Raw genomic sequence first — 18,620 nt, forward strand, 5'->3', positions numbered from 1 at the left:
CGTAATCATGTCAAACCGATTGTTTACCATGATTAAATCGTTCGTGATCCCTATATTTGCTATCGTTCTATTACTTGTTGTTGCTGGATATGCCTTATCAGGTTGTCAGGGCGGGCAGACAAAGTCGATTCAAGACCGTTATCCACTTGAATCTGTCGCAAAGGAAGGTAAACAAGAATCTTACGTGTATAGGGCCGCCAATCGGTCAGTTCCTGAAGTCGCAAAGGAACTCATTAATGAAAGAGAACCGAAGCAAGCATCTAAAGAAGACGAAAATCAAATGTTCCTCGTTTATTCTGATAAGATTTATAACCTGCAAAAGGATAAAGAGAAACCTTCTGATACGTTAATTGAAATAAGTAATAAAGAATTTGTCCGTCAAAATTACCAACCATCCTTCCTGCAAGGATATATTATGGGAAGTATATTAAACGATATATTCGGTTCACGAAAATCATCATACGGTGATTATCGCGGATATAATGACAGACAAAATCATAAACCGGTTATTCCAGAAAGACCACCGACGAAAGAAGAAAAGAAAACCCCGCCTCCGATTACGAAGGAAGGGAAAGGATCTATCATTAAGCGAGGCGATAATGTAGATTCGAAACCTTCCGTAGGAGATACAGGAAGTATTACGAAAAAAGGAAGTAGTACGCCTCCGCCTTCTACTGGAAGCAAAGGAAAAATCACAAAAACACCAGGTGGCTCAAGCGGATCAGATGTGAAGCCGAAATCATCTATTAAAACGCCGCCAAGGAATACATCTCCTCCGAAAACGAGGGTCGGTGGTTCAGGAAAAATTACGAAGAGAAGATAGTTATAGAGACCGAAAAGTGGAAGTTGCTTTTTGGTCTTTTTATTGTGGAAATTAATTCCTTGTAGCTGGTACAATTAATGTATAAGGAGGGATTAGTATGACTATGTATAAAAGATTTAGTGTAATTATGTTCCTCGTCTTATTTCTCAGTTTGTTTATTAGCACAACGATGAAATTCCACTTTGTAGTAGGTATTCTATGGATACTATGTACATGTACTCTTTTTCTATATGTTCCGCTTCGTTTTCAACAAGAAGTGCCCGCCTTTCAAAAATACGTAGCATGGATTAAGAGAGGAAGAAGATGGGGAGAGTAAAAATATATGAGCGATTATAGGAATATATCGACCGCAACTTTATAATAAGAAGAGGGTGTGCCAAATTGTTGGCACACCCTCTTGATTCATAATGATTAATGAATATCACGTTTCTTAAAGTTACCGCCTTTTACTTCTGCTACGTCATAAACTGTAATAAAGGCATTTGGATCGATTTCATTAATCAAATCCTTCATTTTACTTTCTTCTAAACGGTTAATTACACAAGAAATTTCTTTAAATTTCTCTCTTGAATAACCACCGTATACTTCGTTATACGTTGCGCTTCGGCCTAAACGATCACGAATTGTTTCTACCATTAATTCAGGTTCTTTCGTGATGATTTTAAATGTTTTCGAACCACTTAAACCAACTTCAACGATATGAATGACTTTCGAAGCTATAAAGTAAGCAATTGCCGAAAGGATAGCTCCTTGGAGACCGAATACTGTTGATACGAAAATAAATACGAACATGTTTAAGAATAAAATAAGGTCACTTGTTCCAAAAGGTAACTTGCGAGAAAGTAATACAGCTAGCATATCGATTCCATCTAATGCGCCGCCGTTACGTAATGCTAGTCCCATACCGAAACCGATAATAATACCACCAACAACTGTAACGAGTAGTGTATCGCCTTCAATAATAGTAGGTATTCCGTGCATAACAACGGTACCTATTGCTAATGAAGCAATCCCGATAATAGAATAAATTGCAAAGCTTTTACCTATTTGTTTATATCCTAACCAAACGAAAGGAATGTTAATAACTGCGATTAGAGCTCCTAATGGCAATCCAAATAATCTTGAACTAACGATACTTAAACCAGTCACACCACCGTCTGATACGTTATTTGGAATTAATACCGCTTCTAATCCGTATGCTGTAATAAATGCCCCAATAATAATCATCAAAGCTTTTGAAGCGATTTTTAGCTTATTGGGCTTGTTTTTGATAATTTTCTCCATGTAATTTCCTCGTTTCAAACTAGTTTCTTATTTGTTACGTAATTCACACCTAAATTTCATTTTAACATTTAATTTGAAAAATTTCTCCTTTAATGGATGTATGCAGGGAATATTATCACCATATTATCTTTAAAATATTTTTGAAATGAGTATAAGAAATCCCATCCTTTCAAAGGATGGGAGGTTATTAAGAAATGATAAAACTAAGCACGGATAGGAATAAAGAAAATCCTAAAATAGCTCCGCAAACTTTCATATGACGTTTACGTCCCATCACAACGATTGCGACATACTCACGAATCATTGCATTAGGCCAGTAATAAAATGCAGTTTTTGATCCGATTCCTTGGCTATTAAGCCCTGCTTGTCTTGCATATATACCAGCGCGGAAAAGGTGGAAATTGTTCGTTGTAAAAATACTTCTATACTTACCTTCAGGCTTTAACGAATCCATAATTTCTTTAGAGAACGACATATTTTGATATGTGTTTACAGAGCGATTTTCTTGCACGGTATGTTCAATTGGAATTCCTTTTTCAACAGCATACTTTTGCATCGCTTCTGCTTCTGGAAGGCCTTCATCTGGGCCTTGTCCGCCAGAGAAAATGATTGTTGGCGCTGTATTCACAGCGGATTGTTTCCAGTAAAAGTCGATTGCTTTATGAATACGACTTGCAAGTAAAGGCGGTACTTTATCATTAATTAAGCCGCTACCAAGAACGATGATGAAATCTTGATTACGCCTTGGTCTGTTGAATTGATATAGAAAATAAGCGCTTAAGAAGTTAGATAAGTGTATAAAGAAATATAAGGTTATAAGAGAAATTCCAGCAGAAATAGGTTGCAAATGCGGTGAAAATAAGCTGCTTGGATTTACGATAAAGAGTAATATAGATAATAAAATTCCTAAGGCTGCAATTAAAGTTAAAGAGTTTGTAAAACGTCTTCCTTCACGTTGCATTAAAATCTTTGCATTAAGAAATAGCCCAAACATTAAAGCAACGATGCCAAAAGGTATCATTACAAGTAGTGCTAACATAGGTAGAATAACGATAAAATGTAAAGAGTCACTACCAGACTCGTATGAAGCTAAAGCACAAAATAATAAAAAAGAACAGAAAAAGGCATTAAATAAAAAGCCGTTTATTATTTTTCGTGGATCCTTTAAATAAGAGATAAGAAAAATAATAAACAATATAAGGGGAATAATTCCAAAATACATAAATATAGTACACCTCAATTTGTATAATAATTTGACATACCATTTATATTACATGATTTTATAATTGAAAATGAAAGGAAAAATGATTTAGAATTTTCTCAATAAAATATATAGATGTATATGTTACAATGTATGTAAAGTGATATATTAAAAGTAAAATGGTTGAAGAGGCACTCAATGGAGTGTCTTTTCTTTTCGGTATGTAATTATGCATATTATATTTATTTTCAAGTAAAGAGGATTAAAATATAAGTGGTAGGCAGACTATATAAAGCAGAATTTTAGACAAACATTTCCCTCTACTTTTTGTATCTAACAATCGTATAACAATAAATAATTCTGTTTTATAGTGTCTGTTTATGAAAGGTGCCCTCTTTGAAGGCACCTTTTTGTTGTTTCATGTAGATACTTTTCACTGTTGGTATAGTGGAAAGTATCTATACTAAACATTAGCAATCTTCCGTATAAATATTATCAATTTACTATATATTCCAGTGGTGTTAACCTACATATGAAAGGCTTTCTTTTTCAAAATATTACCCCTAATAAATTTTTGAAGAAGTCAACTGTCTCCAAAATTGCCATTCATGCTTAGCAAAAAAGAATCCTTTTGGATTCTTTTTTGTGTTCGACATAATGTGACAAAATATATTGAAATAATTTGTTATATTGTTAAATGGTTATTATAGGAAAGAAAAGGAGACTTAAGTATGGGATTTAAAAAATTAATTTTAACAGGTGCAATTGTTGCAACTACAGCATTTACTTCAATTGGAACAGCGCAGGCAAGTGCAGATTTTAAAGATGTTCCAAACAATCATTGGTCTTATAAAGCGATTATGGATTTAGCAAATAAAAACGTTGTTGCTGGATACGGAAATGGGATTTTTGGATTTGGTGATGATGTAACACGTGAGCAAGTTGCAGCTCTTATGTTCCGTCATTTAAAACCGACAGTAAAAGAACAGTATAACAATCCGTATAAAGATGTTACGGATCGTTCAACTATGTTTAAAAAAGAGATTCTTGCTTTAACAGAGATGGGTGTATTCGTTGGAGATAACACAGGAAAATTTAGACCGAAAGATTCGTTAACTCGTGAAGAAATGGCACAAATTTTGACAAGGGGATTCCAATTGCAAATAAGAGGCGATCATAATTTCCCGGATGTAGATAGAAATGGATGGGCGAATCCTGCGATTACTGCAATTAAATCAAATTATATTACGGCTGGAACTGGTGATGGTAAATTCGCACCTAAAATGCATGTAAGTCGTGAGCAATACGTTCAGTTCTTATATAATGCAACGTTACCATTTGAAGAAAGACCAGGAGCAAAACAACCACAACCAGAAGTAAAACCAGAAGTAAAACCAGAAGTAAAACCGGATCCGAAACGTTTTGCTAATTGTAAAGAAGCAAACGATGCTGGATATTATGACATTACAAGAGATAGTCCATATTATGGTAAGCATTTAGATCGTGATGGCGATGGAATTGCTTGTGAAAAAAAGAAAAAAGGTAAATAAGAAAAAGCGCTCAGTTTGAGTGCTTTTTCTTATGGAAACATGCTATTTTTTTAGGCGATTCTCATAAAATAAAAGTAAGGAAATGAAAGTAGGTGACAAAATGCCGTCAGTTGTGGAAGGCGTTATTATTGAAAACTGTAACGGAACGATTAATTTAGGAGATAAATATAACGTGCAGCCGATTGAAAAAACGAAAGCTTATAATGGATCAGGATCATCGAATACAGGAAAAAAAGTACAAACATTTAGTGGTATTAGTACAGCAGATGTAAGGGATAGCGATGCGAACGATCAAGGAATACAGTTTACTTTATAGATAAATATGTAAAATTGCATAAAATGATGAACTTGCCTTGTGCTACAATCTAGCTGTGAGCTGTTCATGATTCTTCTGTATTATAGTTGTTAGATTGGAAATATAACATCTTATCAAAAATCATACGTACAAAAAAGACACTTCAAACGAAGTGTCTTTTTTTATTTTAGTGATACCCTTTAGCAGAGTCTTTATGAATTTTATTTTTAAAGATACTATAGCTCCAAAGTTGATATCCAATAACAATTGGTACCATAATCATTGCAACGAAGAACATAATTTTTAAGTTTAATTGACTACCAGCTGCGTTATATAGCGTTGTACTATAAGCATCATTAATACGAGATGGTAACATTCTTGGGAACATACCTGTAAATCCAGTTGTCATAAATATTGCGATTGTTAAGCACACGAATGTGAATGCGAGACCTATTTTATGTTTGTACACCATAATAAGTGCGAGTACACTCATTAACATTGCAAGTACCGGAAGAATGAATAGTACCGGATATTCTGTGAAGTTTTGGAATAAATTTGTACGATTTGCAGTTGCTACATAGAAAATAGCTAAAATGATAGCAGCTGCCATTGAAAATGGTCTTGCGATTTTATAAGCACGATCAGATACTTCACCAGTTGTTTTAATCATAACCCAAAGGGCGCCAGATACGACGAATATAGCAGTGAAGAACAGACCACCTAAAATACCATAATGATTTAGTAAGCTTAGTAAATTTCCTTCGTACCCATTTTTTCCGATTTGTAGTCCGTAATAAAGGTTAGCGAACGTAACACCGAATAAGAAGGCGATTAGGAAACTACCAATTGTAAATGCCCATTTACAAGTTTTTTGCCAAATTGGTGAATCGTCTTTATGCATAAATTCAAGTCCGGCAGCACGAGCAAACAGTGCGAGTAATACTAAAAATAGTGGTGTATATAGGTAACTAAACATATTTGCATATGTGACTGGGAAGGCAGCAAATGTTGCGCCACCAGCTGTAATTAACCATACTTCATTACCACCCCAGAATGGGCCGATTGCTTCTTGTAATTGATTTCGTTCTTGTCGGTCTTTCGCAACGAAAGGAAAAATCATTCCGTTACCAAGTGCATATCCATCAAGAATGAAGTAAACTGTCCAAATCACGCCCCATAAACCAAACCAGATAATTGCAAGCATATCATGAGACATGAGCTGCACCTCCCTCAGTAGCAGGTTCTTCTAATGCTGCTGGTCCTTTTTTCGCGAACTTTAGCATTAAGTATACGTCTGCGATTAAAAGTAATGTGTAGAACAAGATTAAACTAATTAATGAGAACCAAATTTGCGGAACAGATATAGGTGATACAGATTCTGCTGTACGCATTAGTTTATAAACTGTCCATGGTTGACGACCTACTTCGGCAACAATCCAACCAGCGTTAATTGCGATATATGGTAGTAAAACAGACCATATTGTAATTTTTAAATAACGTTTTGAGTTTTCTAGTTTTCCTTTTCGGTTTAAGTAGAAACCGTACCAAGTTAATGCCATAAAGAACATACCAAGTGCAACCATTAAGCGGAAGCTATAGTACACGAGGTTAACATTTGGACGTTCATCTTTCGGGATATCTTTTAAACCAACAATTTCGCCATCAAATGAGTTTGTATAGAAGAAACTCCCTAGTTTCGGAATAGTAAGGAATTCAAAGTTCTTTTCGTTTTTTACATCAGGAATTTGAACAAGCGAAAAGCCTTGTCCTTTTCCAGTTTCCCAAACTGCTTCCATCGCAGCTCCTTTAGCTGGTTGATATTTAGCTGCTGATACACCAGACTGATGACCCATAAACGGTGTAACAGTTGCAGCGAATAAACCTAACATTAAACCAAATTTAAATGATTTTTTGAAGAATTCCACTTCATTTTTACGTAATAAATGATAGGCGCTAATTGCCATAACGAAGAAAGCACCAACGATATAACAACCAATTACAGTATGGAAGAACATGTTCCACGCATATGGATTTGTAACAAGTGCCCAGAAATCATTTAATTCAGCGCGGCCGTTACGTACGACGTAGCCAACAGGATTTTGCATAAAACCGTTTGCTGTAATAATCCAAAGGGCGGAAATATTTGTTCCAAGTGCAACCATCCACATACAGAAGGCACGGAACTTTGGTGAAATTTTGTCTTTACCGAATAACCATATTCCCATGAAAGTAGATTCTAAGAAGAAGGCAACGAGTGCTTCGATTGCGAGAGGTGATCCGAAAATATCTCCCATATATTTGGAGTACTCAGACCAGTTTGTTCCAAATTGGAATTCCATCGTAATCCCAGTTATAATCCCCATTACGAAGTTAATTGTAAATAATTTACCCCAGAAATTTGCCATTTTGCGGTATGTTGGATTCAATGTGCGGGCGTATTGAGTTTCCATACATGCTACTAAAATAACAAGTCCGATTGTCAAAGGTACAAATAAAAAGTGATAAAAAATAGTAATTGCAAATTGAAAACGACTCAGTAACAGAACGTCGGACATAATGAATATTCACTCCTTTTTTACATTATCTACAATCAGTTTATAGTGAAAATACGTTTTAAATAGGAGGGACTTGTTACAAAGGTGTGTGTATATTTTGAAAGAATTATGTCGGTTATCTGAAAATATCTTATTTTCACTATAAAGTAATATCCTTTTTGAGTTTTTTAAATTTTGGTACACTATATAAGTAATGTAAATGAGAGAAAAGAGGGTTCTTTACTATGAAGTCATTAGAAGAGATTTTACAATACAATGAAAAATTCGTTGAAGAAAAAAAATACGAAGAGTACGAAACAGGTAAATTTCCAAACAAAAAGATGGTAATTATCTCTTGTATGGATACTCGTCTTGTTGAATTATTACCGAAAGCGATGAATATGCGTAACGGTGATGTGAAAATTATTAAAGTAGCAGGCGCTGTTATTTCACATCCGTTTGGAAGTATTATGCGTAGTATTTTAGTTGCTGTATATGAACTTGGTGCTGATGAAGTTTGTGTAGTTGGTCACCACGATTGTGGTATGGCAAAAATTCAAGCAAGCAGTACAATTGAGAAGATGAAAGAGCGCGGTATAACAGAAGAGAAATTAGATACACTTCGTTATTCTGGAATCGATTTAGAAAGATTCCTACAAGGATTCTCTAGTGTAGAAGAAAGTGTAGAACATAGCGTATCAATACTTCGCAACCATCCGTTACTTCCGGAAGAAGTACCTGTTCACGGTCTTGTTATAGATCCTGATACAGGAAAGTTAGATTTAGTTGTGAATGGTTACGACAATTAAGAATTTACTTTGTCATCCTTTTTATCTGGGACAGGATCAAATCCTCCCGGGTGGAAAGGGTGACATTTTAATATCCGCTTACATGTAAGCCAAAATCCTTTCAGAGCACCATGTTTTTGAAATGCTTCTAATCCATAATGAGAGCAAGTTGGGTAAAAGCGGCACGTTGGTGGTGTCATTGGAGAAATGAATTTTTGATAAAAGCGTATAATCCCAATAAAAATCTGTTTCATAATGGTCTCCTTTTCAGCATAGTCTAAAAGTATTATAGCACGACTGTACATAATACTTTACTAATGTTGATTTCCGTTATATCATATTGGATATAACGGAATTAAATTAAAAGCGGGAGAGATGTTGTATGCCATCAGTAGAAAGCTTTGAATTAGATCATACGATTGTAAAGGCGCCTTATGTAAGACATTGCGGAGTTCACAACGTAGGTAGTGACGGTATTGTAAATAAATTCGATATTCGTTTTTGCCAACCGAATAAACAAGCAATGAAACCAGATGTTATTCATACGTTAGAACATTTATTAGCATTTAATTTACGTAAATATATTGATCGTTATCCGCATTTTGATATTATCGATATTTCACCAATGGGCTGCCAAACAGGATATTATCTTGTAGTAAGCGGAACACCAACGGTTCGAGAAATCATTGATTTATTAGAATTAACATTAAAAGATGCGGTTCAAATTACAGAAATTCCAGCTGCAAATGAAACGCAATGTGGCCAAGCGAAGCTTCACGACTTAGAAGGAGCACAACGCTTAATGAACTTCTGGTTAAGCCAAGATAAAGATGAACTTCAGAAAGTATTTGGATAAAAAGAAAAAACTGCCTGTGAAAGGGCAGTTTTTTTGTAACACGATGATAAATGAAATTATATCGACGATTTTTCGAATATATCGAACACAACTTGAAATATATCAACGATGTTTTTAATATATCGATGTTTCGAAACTGGATATCGACTTACCGACAAAAACTGCCAATAGTATGAATCAAATATAAAGAAGAGGCCGTCTAACATATGTGTTGGGCGGCCTCTTCTTTATGAAAGTATACTAGATACCCCAACATATAAAATAAAGGCAGAACCGAGAAAATAAACAAATGCTTTTGCTTTTTGCCGCTCTTTTATTTCATCGATTCCAAAAAGGATAAACATAATACTCAAAAGGATAAAAACGTATGGTAAAAGCATAGAGAGGTTTGCGAAGAAGCTAAATAGGGCGAGAATAAGAGCGATAGTAGCTATTATAATTCGAATGTTTTTAAACATATAATTCTCCTTTAAAAGAACATTATAAATGGAATAACAAAAACAATCGTAAAAAGACTTAAACCGATGCTAATAGCTCCAATTTGTTTTTGTTGTTTTTGAATCGTCTCAATTCCTACTAAAATGCCATATAAACTAAAGAGGAACAAAATGATAGGTGAAAAGGTTTGAAAGTTCATTGTAAATGTGCTGTATAAACATAAGATTAAAGTAATAAAAACGATGGTTAGCTGTAATTTTCTTATATGCATTTTAACCTCCTAGTAGAAAGATAGTTATTGAGAGACAAAAATTATAATAGCAACGATTAAAGTGAATACGCCAGAAAAGAAGGAGAGTGTACTATGTACTTTCTTTTGTTTCTGTTTTTCTTCTGCGCTCATGATGAAGGTCATAACAGATAAGGCGATGAGTATATAAGGCATTGTAACAAGTGCGTTTGTAAACATTCCGGATAAAGCGAGAGCGATGACGATAAGAGCCGATACAATTCGTAATGTTTTTAGCATACAAATCTCCACCTTTTAAATAGATTATTTACCGGAATATTTCTGAGAAGCCAAGCAGTAAAGCACCAGCTCCAACCATGAAAGTAAGTATGCTGCTAGATTGTTTCTGTTTTTTTATTTCCTCTAAACCTATAGTGGAAGCCATAGCCCCTAAGAAAATGAACATGTAAGGCATAATGTCTCTGTTACCGCTAATAAATCCATAGATTGCTATAGATAAGGCGATAAGTGCAAAAGTAATTCGAACGCCTTTTAACATAAAAGCCCTCCTTCTAGTTTATGTAGGTAATGATGAGAACAATCTAAATGAAAGCACCTGCAACAATACAAATAAATCTAGTTCCTGAATCCTTTTTCCTTATTTGTTCAATGGTAATAAGAAGCAGTAAAATTCCTAATAGAGATTGTGAAAGTGGTAGAAAGTTATGTTGACCTGTCAATAAACTAATACTGAATATGATGTGGGCTAAAATAAGTGGTATATGAAGCGTATTATGAATTCTTCTTGCTGTTTTTTGTATAAGGGTTATCTTCTGGCTTATCAACAGAATGTTTATAAGCGTAGCCTTTATTAATCGTCATGACGGAGAGTACTAGTATGACTAGAACGATTATAATACCGATAATTAATATTTTGAACATAGAATCCCTCCTTTTCTTTATTTTACATAATTTTGTAATTGATGAAAACAATAGAAATTAAAAGGATGAAAGAAGGGTGTTACATGGAGACGAAAAAAACATATTATATATCAATAGGAAACGGTCAAATTTCACAAGTGAAGACGGCGGATACGTATAATTTTGAGATTTCCGCAAGTGATGAGGAAATTACGGAGTTAAGAGAGTACTTTGATCAAGCATATGTAGAGGATTTAGGTTCATTTGTACGTTCTCACGTTCCATTTGTTGAGTATCATCACGATTCGAATAATGACCGATATGATGAACAACTACAAAAAGCATATAAAATGATTTACGATTTAGGTAATCATGAGACGAAAGAATTAGTCGCGCAAATGGGAATAATCAATGGATTGTAATTGGATAATATTATGCAGAAAAGCAAGAATATGCTACAATTTGTGGTAGGAAAAACTTGTAACCATCAATAGGGGAGTAATGGCATGTACAAATTTAAAGATTATTACCACAACACTGTACAATTATCGTTTGAACGTTATCCATTTTCTCCTGAGCCAAAGCATGTTTGGGTTGTATGCCGGTACGGGGATCAATGGTTATTAACGCATCATTTACGTCGCGGTCTTGAATTTCCAGGTGGTAAAGTAGAATTAGGGGAAACACCGGAAGAAGCGGCGGTTCGAGAGGTTCATGAAGAAACCGGCGGCATAGTTTCTGATTTAACTTACTTAGGACAATATAAAGTATCTGGAAAAGACAAAATAATCATTAAAAACATTTATTTTGCAACAATTAGTGCGGTAGAAGAACATACGCATTACGAAGAAACGAAAGGGTCTGTTTTATTAACAGACATTCCTGACAATATTAAAACGGATAGAAAATTTAGCTTTATAATGCGCGACGATGTATTGGCGCGTACGATGAAACATATAGAAGAAATCGGCTGTTTTACGAAGTAAAGTGGCTGGTTTCTTTTTTTGTTTGTAAGAATAAATGTAAATATATCTTTATATTATTTTGGGTATATTATACAATTTTGTAAAGATATATTTACATTTTAGGAGGGGGAAGATGGATAAAAGAAAAGAAACGACTGTTACTGTTTCGATGGGGAAATTAAATTTCTATTCATGTTGTATAGCATTTGCTCTGGCGATTGGAGTTAGTTTTTTACATTCACTTCTTTCAGGTGGGTTTCAAATTGAAATTACGTTACCAACCTTGTTTCTTTTTATTATCGCAATGATTGTTCTTGTTTGTATTCATGAAGCGATACATTTAATAGGGTTTCGCTATATCGGTGGTGTTCCGTGGAGTGAACTGAAATGGGGTGTTAATTGGAAATTAGGTGTTGCATATGCTCATTCTAAACAGGCGATTACAGTAAAGCAAATGAAGAAAGTGTTAATGCTGCCGTTTTTACCAACTGGAATTTTGCCAATTGTAATTGGGTTAGCTACGAATGTGCAATCCATCTCATTTTTAGGGATATTACTAACAGCAGGTTGTATCGGTGACATTGCCCTATATCAAAAAGTTTCAAAGTTTCCAGATGGTGCGCAAGTTAAAGATCATCCGAGTAAACCGCAGTTTACAGTATATGAATAATAAAGGAAGGGGAGGCGTTTTTGAAAAACGGCCTCTTTTTTGTTTGTCAGCTTTTGTCGGTAAGTCGATATATTGCAAAAATTGCCGATATAATTTGAGTTGTGGTCGATATATTGTGAAAATCGCTGATATATTTCAAGTTGCGGTCGATATATTCGAAAAATCGCTGGTATAATTTTCTAGAGATTGGCGCCGATCTACTAGTGTTCCATCTAAGTCGAAGAAGACTGCTCGAATCATGAGAAACCTCCTTACAGTTTATATAATTAATTATCGCATATTCGTTAAATAATGATTATGATATTTTTGTAGAATGGAATAATGGAGGATTGTATGAAGAGACTGTATGGCAAGTTAGTAGGGGTTATCGTCGCAATGGGTTTAATAGCAGGGTGCGATAGTTCTATGAAGAGTGTGAAGAAAAAAGAAATTTGTAAAACAGAAGAAGAATGTGTAGAAATAGGAGATAAGAAACTTCAAAAAGTATATGAAAAAATAGATGGATTATCTGAGCTTGAAGCAGTAGAAGATTATGATATAGAAGAGCATGAAAGTGCGGATATGAAAGAGGCAGAGCAGAAAAAAGAGGATGACGAAAATTATTTCTTTTTAGCTTCTTATTATATTGATGGTGATGAAATTGTAGATCCTTATTTTGAAAAAATAGAACGGAAACGTTTAAATAAAGTATTTGCTGAAGATAAAGAAGCGAAAGAAGAAGTGCTACAACAGCGTCAAGATAGAGGTTATCATGAAGACTTATGGGATATGTATCGTACTCTCATCCCAGCTAAATATCGCGGGAATATAACAGAATTTGATTTAATAACGGACGGTTATGACGGCGTTGTTGCCCACGTTATGCCTAGTATGGAGAATCCGAAAGATTGGATTTTTAGCTTAGATACGCTTGATTCTGCGGTAAATATCGATGAAGTGATGAAAACATTAATTCATGAGACGGCTCACGTGTTGACGCTCGGGCATAAGCAAATACCAGTAGATGAAAAGTATGTAAAGGATTTTGAAGAAGATAAAGATATTTCAACGTACCGAAATAACTGTGAAACACTTTTCTTACAAGAGGGATGTGCGAAGGGAAAATCTTATATTTATCAATTTTATAACTCTTTCTGGAAGGACATTGAGCAGGAGTGGACAGAAAAGAAAGTGGAAGAAAGTGAAGAAACTCAAATTGAATTTTTTAAAGAAAAGCATGAGGAGTTTGTATCACAGTATGGAACGACAAATGTAGCGGAAGATATTGCAGATACGTTTACAGCATTTATTTTGCAAGATTCAAAAAAAGTGAAAGAAGGATCGGAGTTAAAGTATAAAAAAATTGCGTTCTTCTATCAGTTCCCTGAGCTTGTAAAAATGAGAGCCGAAGTGTTGTCGGGATTAGATGATATCTCAAAAACGATAGAACAACAAAGCGGACAATAATGAAAGGTATATATTTTAGCCAAGAAAACGTAAAGAATTTTAGTTCTTTGCGTTTTTTATGTTGATAAAATTGAAAATTCTGTCTTTTTTAAAAAAGAAGAAGGAACTGAAGCTTTAAAAGAGAATTAGTATAAAAATGTCACAAATTAGACACAATTATAATGCGCATATTGTAGGGACTATAAGTTTACTCTCAAGGAGGTAATGAAACGTATGAAAACGATTCTTGCGGTTGCTGGTCTCATTTGGGTAATGTCTCACGGTTTTCCGATTTTTGAAGGAGAGCAAATTCGTAGTGCATTAAATAAAAAGTATGATGATTATCATGTAATAGATCGAAAAGAAAATGTCGTTACAGTACGTGTGAAAGATTGTTTCCATACAGTTACGGTTGCGGATGGAAACGTTACAAATGAAACAAAGATGTGTGATAAAAGATAAAGAAAGAAGCTGACTATAGTCTATCGTCCTAAGTCAGCTTCTTTTTCGTTTTCCAATTAAAAGTTTTTCAAATGCCTCAACAAACACATACATAAGTGTTGCGAGGACGCAGGTGAGTAGTACGCTCAGTAAGACGAGCGTGAAATTAAACACTTGGAATCCGTAGCTAATTAAGTAGCCAAGACCTTGTTTAGAGACGAGAAGTTCGCCGAATATAACACCGACCCATGATAAACCAACGTTCACTTTTAGAGTTGAAATAATTGCTGGGAAGGATGCAGGGAGAACGACTTGCTTATAACATTGCCATTTATTTGCGCCAAATGTGTCCATCACTTTTATATAGTTAGAATCGACTTCTTGAAATGCGCTGTAAATAACGAGAATGGTAATGATGATGGAAATGATTACTCCCATTGCAATCGACGAAGAAATATTTGGACCGAAAATTACAATGATAATAGGACCAAGTGCCACTTTTGGCATGGCGTTTAGGACGACGAGATAGGGGTCGAGCACGCGAGCGAGAAGTGGCATCCACCAAAGAAAAGTAGCGATAATAGCGCCGAGCACTGTTCCAAGAATGAAGCCTACTCCTGTTTCAAGTAATGTCGTCCATATGTGAACCCAAAGCGAACCGTCAATCCATTTACTAAGGAAGAGATCCCAAATGCTTGAAGGAGAGCTAAAGAGTAAAGGATCGATCCACTCTTTTTTGCTAGCTATTTCCCATAGTGCAAAGAAAAGAATGAGTAGTAAAAGCTGCAGTGAGCGTGCTAACCATGCGCGCCTACGTTCTTTCTTCCGAAACTGTTCATGCAGTTGCTTTATATTATCCAAGGCGCTCCAGCTCCTTCCATATATCTTGGAAGAGGTTTGGGAAGTCGTGGTGATGGCGTGATTCTAACGGTGATAAGGAACGGATGCTTTCTGGGACGATAAATGTTTTTGCGATTTTTCCAGGGTTCGCTTGTAGTAAATAAATACGATCACTCATCGCAATGGCTTCTTCAATATCATGTGTCACGAGTAGTGATGTTTTTTTATAGTTACGTAATAATGTGAAGACGAGATCTTCTAGTTTCAACTTCGTTTGATAATCGAGAGCGGAAAAAGGTTCATCTAGCAATAAAATTTTCGGATCGGTCGCTAACGTCCGAACGAGAGCGGCACGTTGACGCATACCGCCGGACAGTTCACGAGGGTATTGCTCTTCTACATCATGTAGACCGACTTGTTTTAAAAGCTTTAAAGTGTGTTCTTTCGTCTGTTCATCGTAAATCTTTCGGGTGTGAAGTCCGAGCATAATATTTTCTTCAATTGTTTTCCAAGGGAACAAGTAATCTTGCTGCAGCATATACCCCATAGATGAAGTTTTCGTTGTAATAGGCTCACCATCTAAAAAGACGATACCTTCAATTGGATTAAGAAGCCCGGCAATAATGGAGAGGAGTGTCGTTTTGCCGCAACCACTTGGACCGAGTATAGAAATAAATTCGCCTTCTTCCACTTGTAAACTCATATCTTCGAGAATCAATTTGGCATTCTCTTTTGCGAAAAAGCAGTGAGAAACGTTACGTATTTGTAAAAAACTCATACACTTCGCCTCTATTTCTTAATAACGCTTTCGGCAATTTTTGTATTGACGAGCGCTTCATGTGGAACTTCTTTTTGTAATTCGCCAGCTTCTTTCATAATCGTTTGGAGCTGTTTCCATTCTTCAGCATCTAATAGCGGATTTGTCGCATAAGAATGTTGCTTTTTATAACGTTCAATTACTTTTACTGTAATGTCCTTTGAAGTGTCTTTAAATAACGGAGAAACGGTATCAGCAATCTCTTCTGTACTATGTGTATCAACCCATTGTTGTGCTTTATAGAGCGCACGTGTGAATTTTTCAGCAGCATCTTTATCTTTCTTTAAGAAGCTTTCTTTTGCCATGAACGTTGTATACGGAACAGTTCCAGATTCATTTCCGAACGAAGCGACGATAAACCCTTTTCCTTCTTTTTCGAATATACTTGCAGTCGGTTCAAAGAGCTGTACAAATTCCCCAGTACCAGATGCAAAGGCACTTGCAATGTTAGCAAATTCGATGTTTTGAATTAAGTTTGTATCTTTGTGGGGATCAATGCCATTTTTCTTTAAAACGTATTCTCCAACCATTTGCGGCATGCCGCCTTTACGCTGTCCTAAAAACGTAACACCTTTTACGTCATTCCAATTAAAAGAGTCTAATTTTTTACGCGAAACTAAAAATGTTCCGTCTGTTTGTGTAAGTTGTGCGAAGTTAATGATAGGATCTTTTGCACCTTGTTGATGAACATAAATAGACGTTTCAGAACCGACGAGAGCAATATCAATTCCGCCAGATAATAGGGCGGTCATCGTTTTATCTCCGCCAGCTGTTGTTTGGAGGTCAATATTTAATCCTTCATCTTTAAAAAATCCTTTTTCAATCCCGACATATAACGGGGCGTAGAAGAGAGAATGGGTAACTTCGCCGATGCGAATGTTTTGCGTTTGTTCTTTCGTACCTTCTTTTTTACTACTGCAAGCAGCAAATGTGAAAACAGCTAGTAACATGATGCAAAAAACAGCTATTAATTTTTTCACTATATGACACCTCCTAAAAGTCACTCTACAAGCATGATATGTAGGTAATTGCCCATATGTGAGTGTAGATAGCAGGAATTTTTTGGGTGATAAAGAAGTACAAATATAAGGGGTGATAAAATGGATTACGAATATGATGATAGCGTACATTTACATCTTGATTATTTCGGAACAGAATGTGATATGGAATCGATTGCTTATAAGCGGAAGAATGAAGACGTGTGGGATGTGTATTTTAATTTTGGGGCATATGGTCTTCAGAAAGATGAGATCGAGACAGGTAGATTTATAGACGAATACGCTGGTCATTACGTTTTTTCTGTACATGCTCGTGATCTTAGCTGGGAATTTGGAAGTGCTCAATTTGAAGAGTGGGTTTTGAGAAATCAAATAGTAGAAAAATCGCTGCAAAAATAGGGAGGAATTTTGTGGTCGATTTTCTCATTTTCTTGTTCATTTTCGTAGTCGGATTTTTTATTATGCAAGTACTCGTTTATCGATTTGCAAAGAAAAACATTCAAAAATATACAAAAATAAAATGGATTCATATGTGGCTAGAGATGAATATGAAAAAGGGCCCAAGATTAGATCTTTTTGATTTTGTAGTTATCGTACTTGTATGTATTATATGGAAAGTATGGATGTATTCTCTTATATAATACATATGCTCATGTTTGTTAGAATGAAGGAGAACCTGTCAGTGTTGGTAGGTTCTTTTCTTATGGTAATAATTTTGTGAAGCATAGTTCATTTATGCTGTTAGAATATAGAGCGAAGAAGTTTTATCCCGTTCAATCCTGAATGGTTCGGACTTATTAAAGTTTCACTGTATTTTTAAGGGGAAATTAAGGATATACGTGTATAATACAAACACATAGGGAGACTGACTGTATACAAATATGTTATTTTGTATATGACAATATGTTTGTTGATGCGAGACGAAGGGGTAAAGGAAAGAGGGAATAAATTGCGTTTTAATGTTTTTACACAGCGACGAAGAAGAGATGAATTTCATTTTAGTTTCTCGGCTCAGCAACCGAGAAATAATCTATTAATTTCTATCATTCTTAGTGGAATGTGGGCGATCTGTTTAGAAACGCTATTCTTTGTTATGTTAAGGTCTTTCGAATTTGAGAGAACGAAAGATTTTTTTAATGGGGAAATACCGCTAAGTATACTCATTATTGTTTTGTGGGGTGCACTACTATACATCATTCATTTGAATAAAGGCATCAGTCATAAGCTTAGGCCGGCTATTCGAGTTTATGTCGTATTATTTTTAATTGCTCATACAATGAATTGGATGTATATCATAGTGCAGGAGGATATGAGCCTTATAGTAGTAAATACATGGGTGTATTTACAATATGGGCAGTATATATTAAGCCTGTTATTTATTTATATGGTATATGTTTTTGCATATAATTTGTTTGGAAGAGTTTTCTTAAGTACAACGATAACTAGCTTAGTTTTAATTATTTTTGTGATGGTGAACCATTTTAAGCTTATTTTTAGAGGAGAGCCATTCTATCCGTCTGATTTCACACAGGTTGGTCATATGGA

27 protein-coding genes and 1 pseudogene are annotated in these 18,620 nt (G+C 35.2%); 13 read left to right on the plus strand and 15 right to left on the minus strand.

The window, feature by feature from the left end; translation table 11 throughout:
- Window positions 1-7 precede the first annotated feature (7 nt).
- Both QCI46_RS03295 and QCI46_RS03300 read left to right on the plus strand, forming a co-directional pair.
- On the plus strand, window positions 8-823 hold the full coding sequence (locus QCI46_RS03295) for a DUF4247 domain-containing protein (RefSeq protein WP_000071179.1): 816 nt from the start codon (window positions 8-10) through the stop codon (window positions 821-823).
- Between the two features lie 97 nt (window positions 824-920).
- Window positions 921-1,139 (plus strand): hypothetical protein, encoded by a 219-nt coding sequence (locus QCI46_RS03300; protein WP_000180096.1) that lies wholly within the window; start codon window positions 921-923, stop codon window positions 1,137-1,139.
- Between the two features lie 95 nt (window positions 1,140-1,234).
- Here QCI46_RS03300 and QCI46_RS03305 read toward each other — a convergent pair whose 3' ends face one another.
- The gene (locus tag QCI46_RS03305; RefSeq protein WP_000411242.1) at window positions 1,235-2,107 is read right to left on the minus strand and encodes a YitT family protein; all 873 of its coding nucleotides are present in this window, start codon (window positions 2,105-2,107) and stop codon (window positions 1,235-1,237) included.
- 187 nt (window positions 2,108-2,294) lie between these two features.
- Window positions 2,295-3,329 (minus strand): YdcF family protein, encoded by a 1,035-nt coding sequence (locus tag QCI46_RS03310; protein ID WP_353839585.1) that lies wholly within the window; start codon window positions 3,327-3,329, stop codon window positions 2,295-2,297.
- A gap of 710 nt (window positions 3,330-4,039) precedes the next feature.
- Between QCI46_RS03310 and QCI46_RS03315 the strand changes: the two genes are divergently transcribed.
- Together QCI46_RS03315 and QCI46_RS03320 are read left to right on the plus strand one after the other, a co-directional pair.
- Complete coding sequence (locus QCI46_RS03315; RefSeq protein WP_088609444.1) at window positions 4,040-4,858, plus strand: S-layer homology domain-containing protein; 819 nt, start codon at window positions 4,040-4,042, stop codon at window positions 4,856-4,858.
- 82 nt (window positions 4,859-4,940) lie between these two features.
- Window positions 4,941-5,174 carry a spore germination protein gene (locus tag QCI46_RS03320; protein ID WP_033657613.1) on the plus strand — a complete coding sequence of 78 codons (234 nt, stop codon included), beginning with the start codon at window positions 4,941-4,943 and terminating at the stop codon, window positions 5,172-5,174.
- A gap of 166 nt (window positions 5,175-5,340) precedes the next feature.
- Here the strand turns inward: QCI46_RS03320 and cydB are convergent, their stop codons facing one another.
- Together cydB and cydA are read right to left on the minus strand one after the other, a co-directional pair.
- Window positions 5,341-6,369: a cytochrome d ubiquinol oxidase subunit II gene (gene cydB, locus QCI46_RS03325; protein ID WP_353839586.1), complete on the minus strand. Its 1,029-nt coding sequence runs from the start codon at window positions 6,367-6,369 to the stop codon at window positions 5,341-5,343.
- Window positions 6,359-7,708 carry a cytochrome ubiquinol oxidase subunit I gene (gene cydA, locus QCI46_RS03330; protein WP_353839588.1) on the minus strand — a complete coding sequence of 450 codons (1,350 nt, stop codon included), beginning with the start codon at window positions 7,706-7,708 and terminating at the stop codon, window positions 6,359-6,361. The genes cydB and cydA overlap by 11 nt, the downstream gene beginning before the upstream one ends.
- 224 nt (window positions 7,709-7,932) lie before the next feature.
- Between cydA and QCI46_RS03335 the strand changes: the two genes are divergently transcribed.
- Complete coding sequence (locus tag QCI46_RS03335) at window positions 7,933-8,496, plus strand: beta-class carbonic anhydrase (RefSeq protein ID WP_000838167.1); 564 nt, start codon at window positions 7,933-7,935, stop codon at window positions 8,494-8,496.
- Here QCI46_RS03335 and yidD read toward each other — a convergent pair.
- Window positions 8,493-8,729, minus strand: coding sequence for a membrane protein insertion efficiency factor YidD (gene yidD, locus QCI46_RS03340; protein ID WP_000809334.1), 237 nt, complete (start codon window positions 8,727-8,729; stop codon window positions 8,493-8,495). The two genes, QCI46_RS03335 and yidD, sit on opposite strands and share 4 nt — an antisense overlap.
- Window positions 8,730-8,857: 128 nt before the next feature.
- Between yidD and luxS the strand changes: the two genes are divergently transcribed.
- Window positions 8,858-9,331 carry an S-ribosylhomocysteine lyase LuxS gene (gene luxS, locus QCI46_RS03345; RefSeq protein WP_353839589.1) on the plus strand — a complete coding sequence of 158 codons (474 nt, stop codon included), beginning with the start codon at window positions 8,858-8,860 and terminating at the stop codon, window positions 9,329-9,331.
- 227 nt (window positions 9,332-9,558) lie between these two features.
- Here luxS and QCI46_RS03350 read toward each other — a convergent pair whose 3' ends face one another.
- Genes QCI46_RS03350 through ytzI form a run of 6 tightly spaced genes read right to left on the minus strand, consistent with a single transcriptional unit; the run spans window position 9,559 to window position 10,940 of the window.
- Window positions 9,559-9,789 (minus strand): YczI family protein, encoded by a 231-nt coding sequence (locus QCI46_RS03350; RefSeq protein WP_000475806.1) that lies wholly within the window; start codon window positions 9,787-9,789, stop codon window positions 9,559-9,561.
- Between the two features lie 11 nt (window positions 9,790-9,800).
- A complete protein-coding gene (locus QCI46_RS03355) occupies window positions 9,801-10,040 on the minus strand; it encodes a hypothetical protein (protein ID WP_064474485.1) in 240 nt (79 codons plus the stop codon).
- Window positions 10,041-10,064: 24 nt separating this feature from the next.
- Window positions 10,065-10,298 (minus strand): hypothetical protein, encoded by a 234-nt coding sequence (locus QCI46_RS03360; RefSeq protein ID WP_353839591.1) that lies wholly within the window; start codon window positions 10,296-10,298, stop codon window positions 10,065-10,067.
- A 28-nt stretch (window positions 10,299-10,326) separates the two neighbouring features.
- Complete coding sequence (locus QCI46_RS03365) at window positions 10,327-10,557, minus strand: YczI family protein (protein WP_353839592.1); 231 nt, start codon at window positions 10,555-10,557, stop codon at window positions 10,327-10,329.
- 43 nt (window positions 10,558-10,600) lie between these two features.
- Window positions 10,601-10,798: a DUF3953 domain-containing protein gene (locus QCI46_RS03370; protein ID WP_353841827.1), complete on the minus strand. Its 198-nt coding sequence runs from the start codon at window positions 10,796-10,798 to the stop codon at window positions 10,601-10,603.
- The gene (gene ytzI, locus QCI46_RS03375) at window positions 10,791-10,940 is read right to left on the minus strand and encodes a YtzI protein (RefSeq protein ID WP_000472802.1); all 150 of its coding nucleotides are present in this window, start codon (window positions 10,938-10,940) and stop codon (window positions 10,791-10,793) included. The genes QCI46_RS03370 and ytzI overlap by 8 nt, the downstream gene beginning before the upstream one ends.
- Window positions 10,941-11,023: 83 nt before the next feature.
- Between ytzI and QCI46_RS03380 the strand changes: the two genes are divergently transcribed.
- The 3 genes from QCI46_RS03380 (at window position 11,024) to QCI46_RS03390 (ending at window position 12,554) form a co-directional block, all read left to right on the plus strand.
- The gene (locus tag QCI46_RS03380) at window positions 11,024-11,341 is read left to right on the plus strand and encodes a hypothetical protein (protein WP_000448410.1); all 318 of its coding nucleotides are present in this window, start codon (window positions 11,024-11,026) and stop codon (window positions 11,339-11,341) included.
- Between the two features lie 84 nt (window positions 11,342-11,425).
- Window positions 11,426-11,905 carry an antimutator 8-oxo-(dGTP/GTP)ase gene (gene mutTA / locus QCI46_RS03385; RefSeq protein ID WP_000276386.1) on the plus strand — a complete coding sequence of 160 codons (480 nt, stop codon included), beginning with the start codon at window positions 11,426-11,428 and terminating at the stop codon, window positions 11,903-11,905.
- Between the two features lie 112 nt (window positions 11,906-12,017).
- On the plus strand, window positions 12,018-12,554 hold the full coding sequence (locus QCI46_RS03390) for a DUF3267 domain-containing protein (RefSeq protein ID WP_131932753.1): 537 nt from the start codon (window positions 12,018-12,020) through the stop codon (window positions 12,552-12,554).
- Between the two features lie 153 nt (window positions 12,555-12,707).
- Here the strand turns inward: QCI46_RS03390 and QCI46_RS03395 are convergent.
- Window positions 12,708-12,794, minus strand: a pseudogene (locus QCI46_RS03395) (HAD family hydrolase); the annotation flags it as partial.
- A gap of 81 nt (window positions 12,795-12,875) precedes the next feature.
- On the opposite strand from QCI46_RS03395, the gene QCI46_RS03400 reads away from it, so the two are divergent.
- Window positions 12,876-14,000 (plus strand): recombinase family protein, encoded by a 1,125-nt coding sequence (locus QCI46_RS03400; protein ID WP_353839593.1) that lies wholly within the window; start codon window positions 12,876-12,878, stop codon window positions 13,998-14,000.
- Between the two features lie 213 nt (window positions 14,001-14,213).
- A complete protein-coding gene (locus tag QCI46_RS03405; RefSeq protein WP_000849118.1) occupies window positions 14,214-14,441 on the plus strand; it encodes a hypothetical protein in 228 nt (75 codons plus the stop codon).
- Window positions 14,442-14,474: 33 nt separating this feature from the next.
- Here QCI46_RS03405 and QCI46_RS03410 read toward each other — a convergent pair whose 3' ends face one another.
- From QCI46_RS03410 to QCI46_RS03420, 3 genes are read right to left on the minus strand one after another with little or no spacing between them, the layout of a single operon-like run.
- Window positions 14,475-15,281, minus strand: a complete 807-nt coding sequence (locus tag QCI46_RS03410; protein ID WP_000368787.1) for an ABC transporter permease — start codon at window positions 15,279-15,281, stop codon at window positions 14,475-14,477.
- On the minus strand, window positions 15,274-16,038 hold the full coding sequence (locus QCI46_RS03415; RefSeq protein WP_353839594.1) for an ABC transporter ATP-binding protein: 765 nt from the start codon (window positions 16,036-16,038) through the stop codon (window positions 15,274-15,276). Before QCI46_RS03415 ends, QCI46_RS03410 begins: the two co-directional genes overlap by 8 nt.
- 11 nt (window positions 16,039-16,049) lie before the next feature.
- On the minus strand, window positions 16,050-17,057 hold the full coding sequence (locus tag QCI46_RS03420; RefSeq protein WP_353839595.1) for an ABC transporter substrate-binding protein: 1,008 nt from the start codon (window positions 17,055-17,057) through the stop codon (window positions 16,050-16,052).
- Between the two features lie 120 nt (window positions 17,058-17,177).
- Here QCI46_RS03420 and QCI46_RS03425 point away from each other — a divergent pair, with 120 nt between their 5' ends.
- On the plus strand, window positions 17,178-17,474 hold the full coding sequence (locus tag QCI46_RS03425) for a DUF3986 family protein (RefSeq protein WP_046956122.1): 297 nt from the start codon (window positions 17,178-17,180) through the stop codon (window positions 17,472-17,474).
- Window positions 17,475-17,485: 11 nt separating this feature from the next.
- The gene (locus QCI46_RS03430) at window positions 17,486-17,716 is read left to right on the plus strand and encodes a hypothetical protein (protein ID WP_087982578.1); all 231 of its coding nucleotides are present in this window, start codon (window positions 17,486-17,488) and stop codon (window positions 17,714-17,716) included.
- The last annotated feature ends 904 nt before the right edge of the window (window positions 17,717-18,620 follow it).

Source organism: Bacillus cereus group sp. RP32 (genome assembly GCF_040459735.1).
GTDB lineage: Bacteria > Bacillota > Bacilli > Bacillales > Bacillaceae_G > Bacillus_A > Bacillus_A wiedmannii.

Excerpts from the sequence above, each read along its gene's own strand:
- QCI46_RS03295 (WP_000071179.1), top strand. The coding sequence starts at position 8 with ATGTCAAACCGATTGTTTACCATGATTAAATCGTTCGTGATCCCTATA.
- QCI46_RS03300 (WP_000180096.1), top strand. The coding sequence starts at position 921 with ATGACTATGTATAAAAGATTTAGTGTAATTATGTTCCTCGTCTTATTT.
- QCI46_RS03305 (WP_000411242.1), bottom strand. The coding sequence starts at position 2,107 with ATGGAGAAAATTATCAAAAACAAGCCCAATAAGCTAAAAATCGCTTCA.
- QCI46_RS03310 (WP_353839585.1), bottom strand. The coding sequence starts at position 3,329 with ATGTATTTTGGAATTATTCCCCTTATATTGTTTATTATTTTTCTTATC.
- QCI46_RS03315 (WP_088609444.1), top strand. The coding sequence starts at position 4,040 with ATGGGATTTAAAAAATTAATTTTAACAGGTGCAATTGTTGCAACTACA.
- QCI46_RS03320 (WP_033657613.1), top strand. The coding sequence starts at position 4,941 with ATGAAAGTAGGTGACAAAATGCCGTCAGTTGTGGAAGGCGTTATTATT.
- cydB (WP_353839586.1), bottom strand. The coding sequence starts at position 6,369 with ATGTCTCATGATATGCTTGCAATTATCTGGTTTGGTTTATGGGGCGTG.
- cydA (WP_353839588.1), bottom strand. The coding sequence starts at position 7,708 with ATGTCCGACGTTCTGTTACTGAGTCGTTTTCAATTTGCAATTACTATT.
- QCI46_RS03335 (WP_000838167.1), top strand. The coding sequence starts at position 7,933 with ATGAAGTCATTAGAAGAGATTTTACAATACAATGAAAAATTCGTTGAA.
- yidD (WP_000809334.1), bottom strand. The coding sequence starts at position 8,729 with ATGAAACAGATTTTTATTGGGATTATACGCTTTTATCAAAAATTCATT.
- luxS (WP_353839589.1), top strand. The coding sequence starts at position 8,858 with ATGCCATCAGTAGAAAGCTTTGAATTAGATCATACGATTGTAAAGGCG.
- QCI46_RS03350 (WP_000475806.1), bottom strand. The coding sequence starts at position 9,789 with ATGTTTAAAAACATTCGAATTATAATAGCTACTATCGCTCTTATTCTC.
- QCI46_RS03355 (WP_064474485.1), bottom strand. The coding sequence starts at position 10,040 with ATGCATATAAGAAAATTACAGCTAACCATCGTTTTTATTACTTTAATC.
- QCI46_RS03360 (WP_353839591.1), bottom strand. The coding sequence starts at position 10,298 with ATGCTAAAAACATTACGAATTGTATCGGCTCTTATCGTCATCGCTCTC.
- QCI46_RS03365 (WP_353839592.1), bottom strand. The coding sequence starts at position 10,557 with ATGTTAAAAGGCGTTCGAATTACTTTTGCACTTATCGCCTTATCTATA.
- ytzI (WP_000472802.1), bottom strand. The coding sequence starts at position 10,940 with ATGTTCAAAATATTAATTATCGGTATTATAATCGTTCTAGTCATACTA.
- QCI46_RS03380 (WP_000448410.1), top strand. The coding sequence starts at position 11,024 with ATGGAGACGAAAAAAACATATTATATATCAATAGGAAACGGTCAAATT.
- mutTA (WP_000276386.1), top strand. The coding sequence starts at position 11,426 with ATGTACAAATTTAAAGATTATTACCACAACACTGTACAATTATCGTTT.
- QCI46_RS03390 (WP_131932753.1), top strand. The coding sequence starts at position 12,018 with ATGGATAAAAGAAAAGAAACGACTGTTACTGTTTCGATGGGGAAATTA.
- QCI46_RS03400 (WP_353839593.1), top strand. The coding sequence starts at position 12,876 with ATGGAGGATTGTATGAAGAGACTGTATGGCAAGTTAGTAGGGGTTATC.
- QCI46_RS03405 (WP_000849118.1), top strand. The coding sequence starts at position 14,214 with ATGAAAACGATTCTTGCGGTTGCTGGTCTCATTTGGGTAATGTCTCAC.
- QCI46_RS03415 (WP_353839594.1), bottom strand. The coding sequence starts at position 16,038 with ATGAGTTTTTTACAAATACGTAACGTTTCTCACTGCTTTTTCGCAAAA.
- QCI46_RS03425 (WP_046956122.1), top strand. The coding sequence starts at position 17,178 with ATGGATTACGAATATGATGATAGCGTACATTTACATCTTGATTATTTC.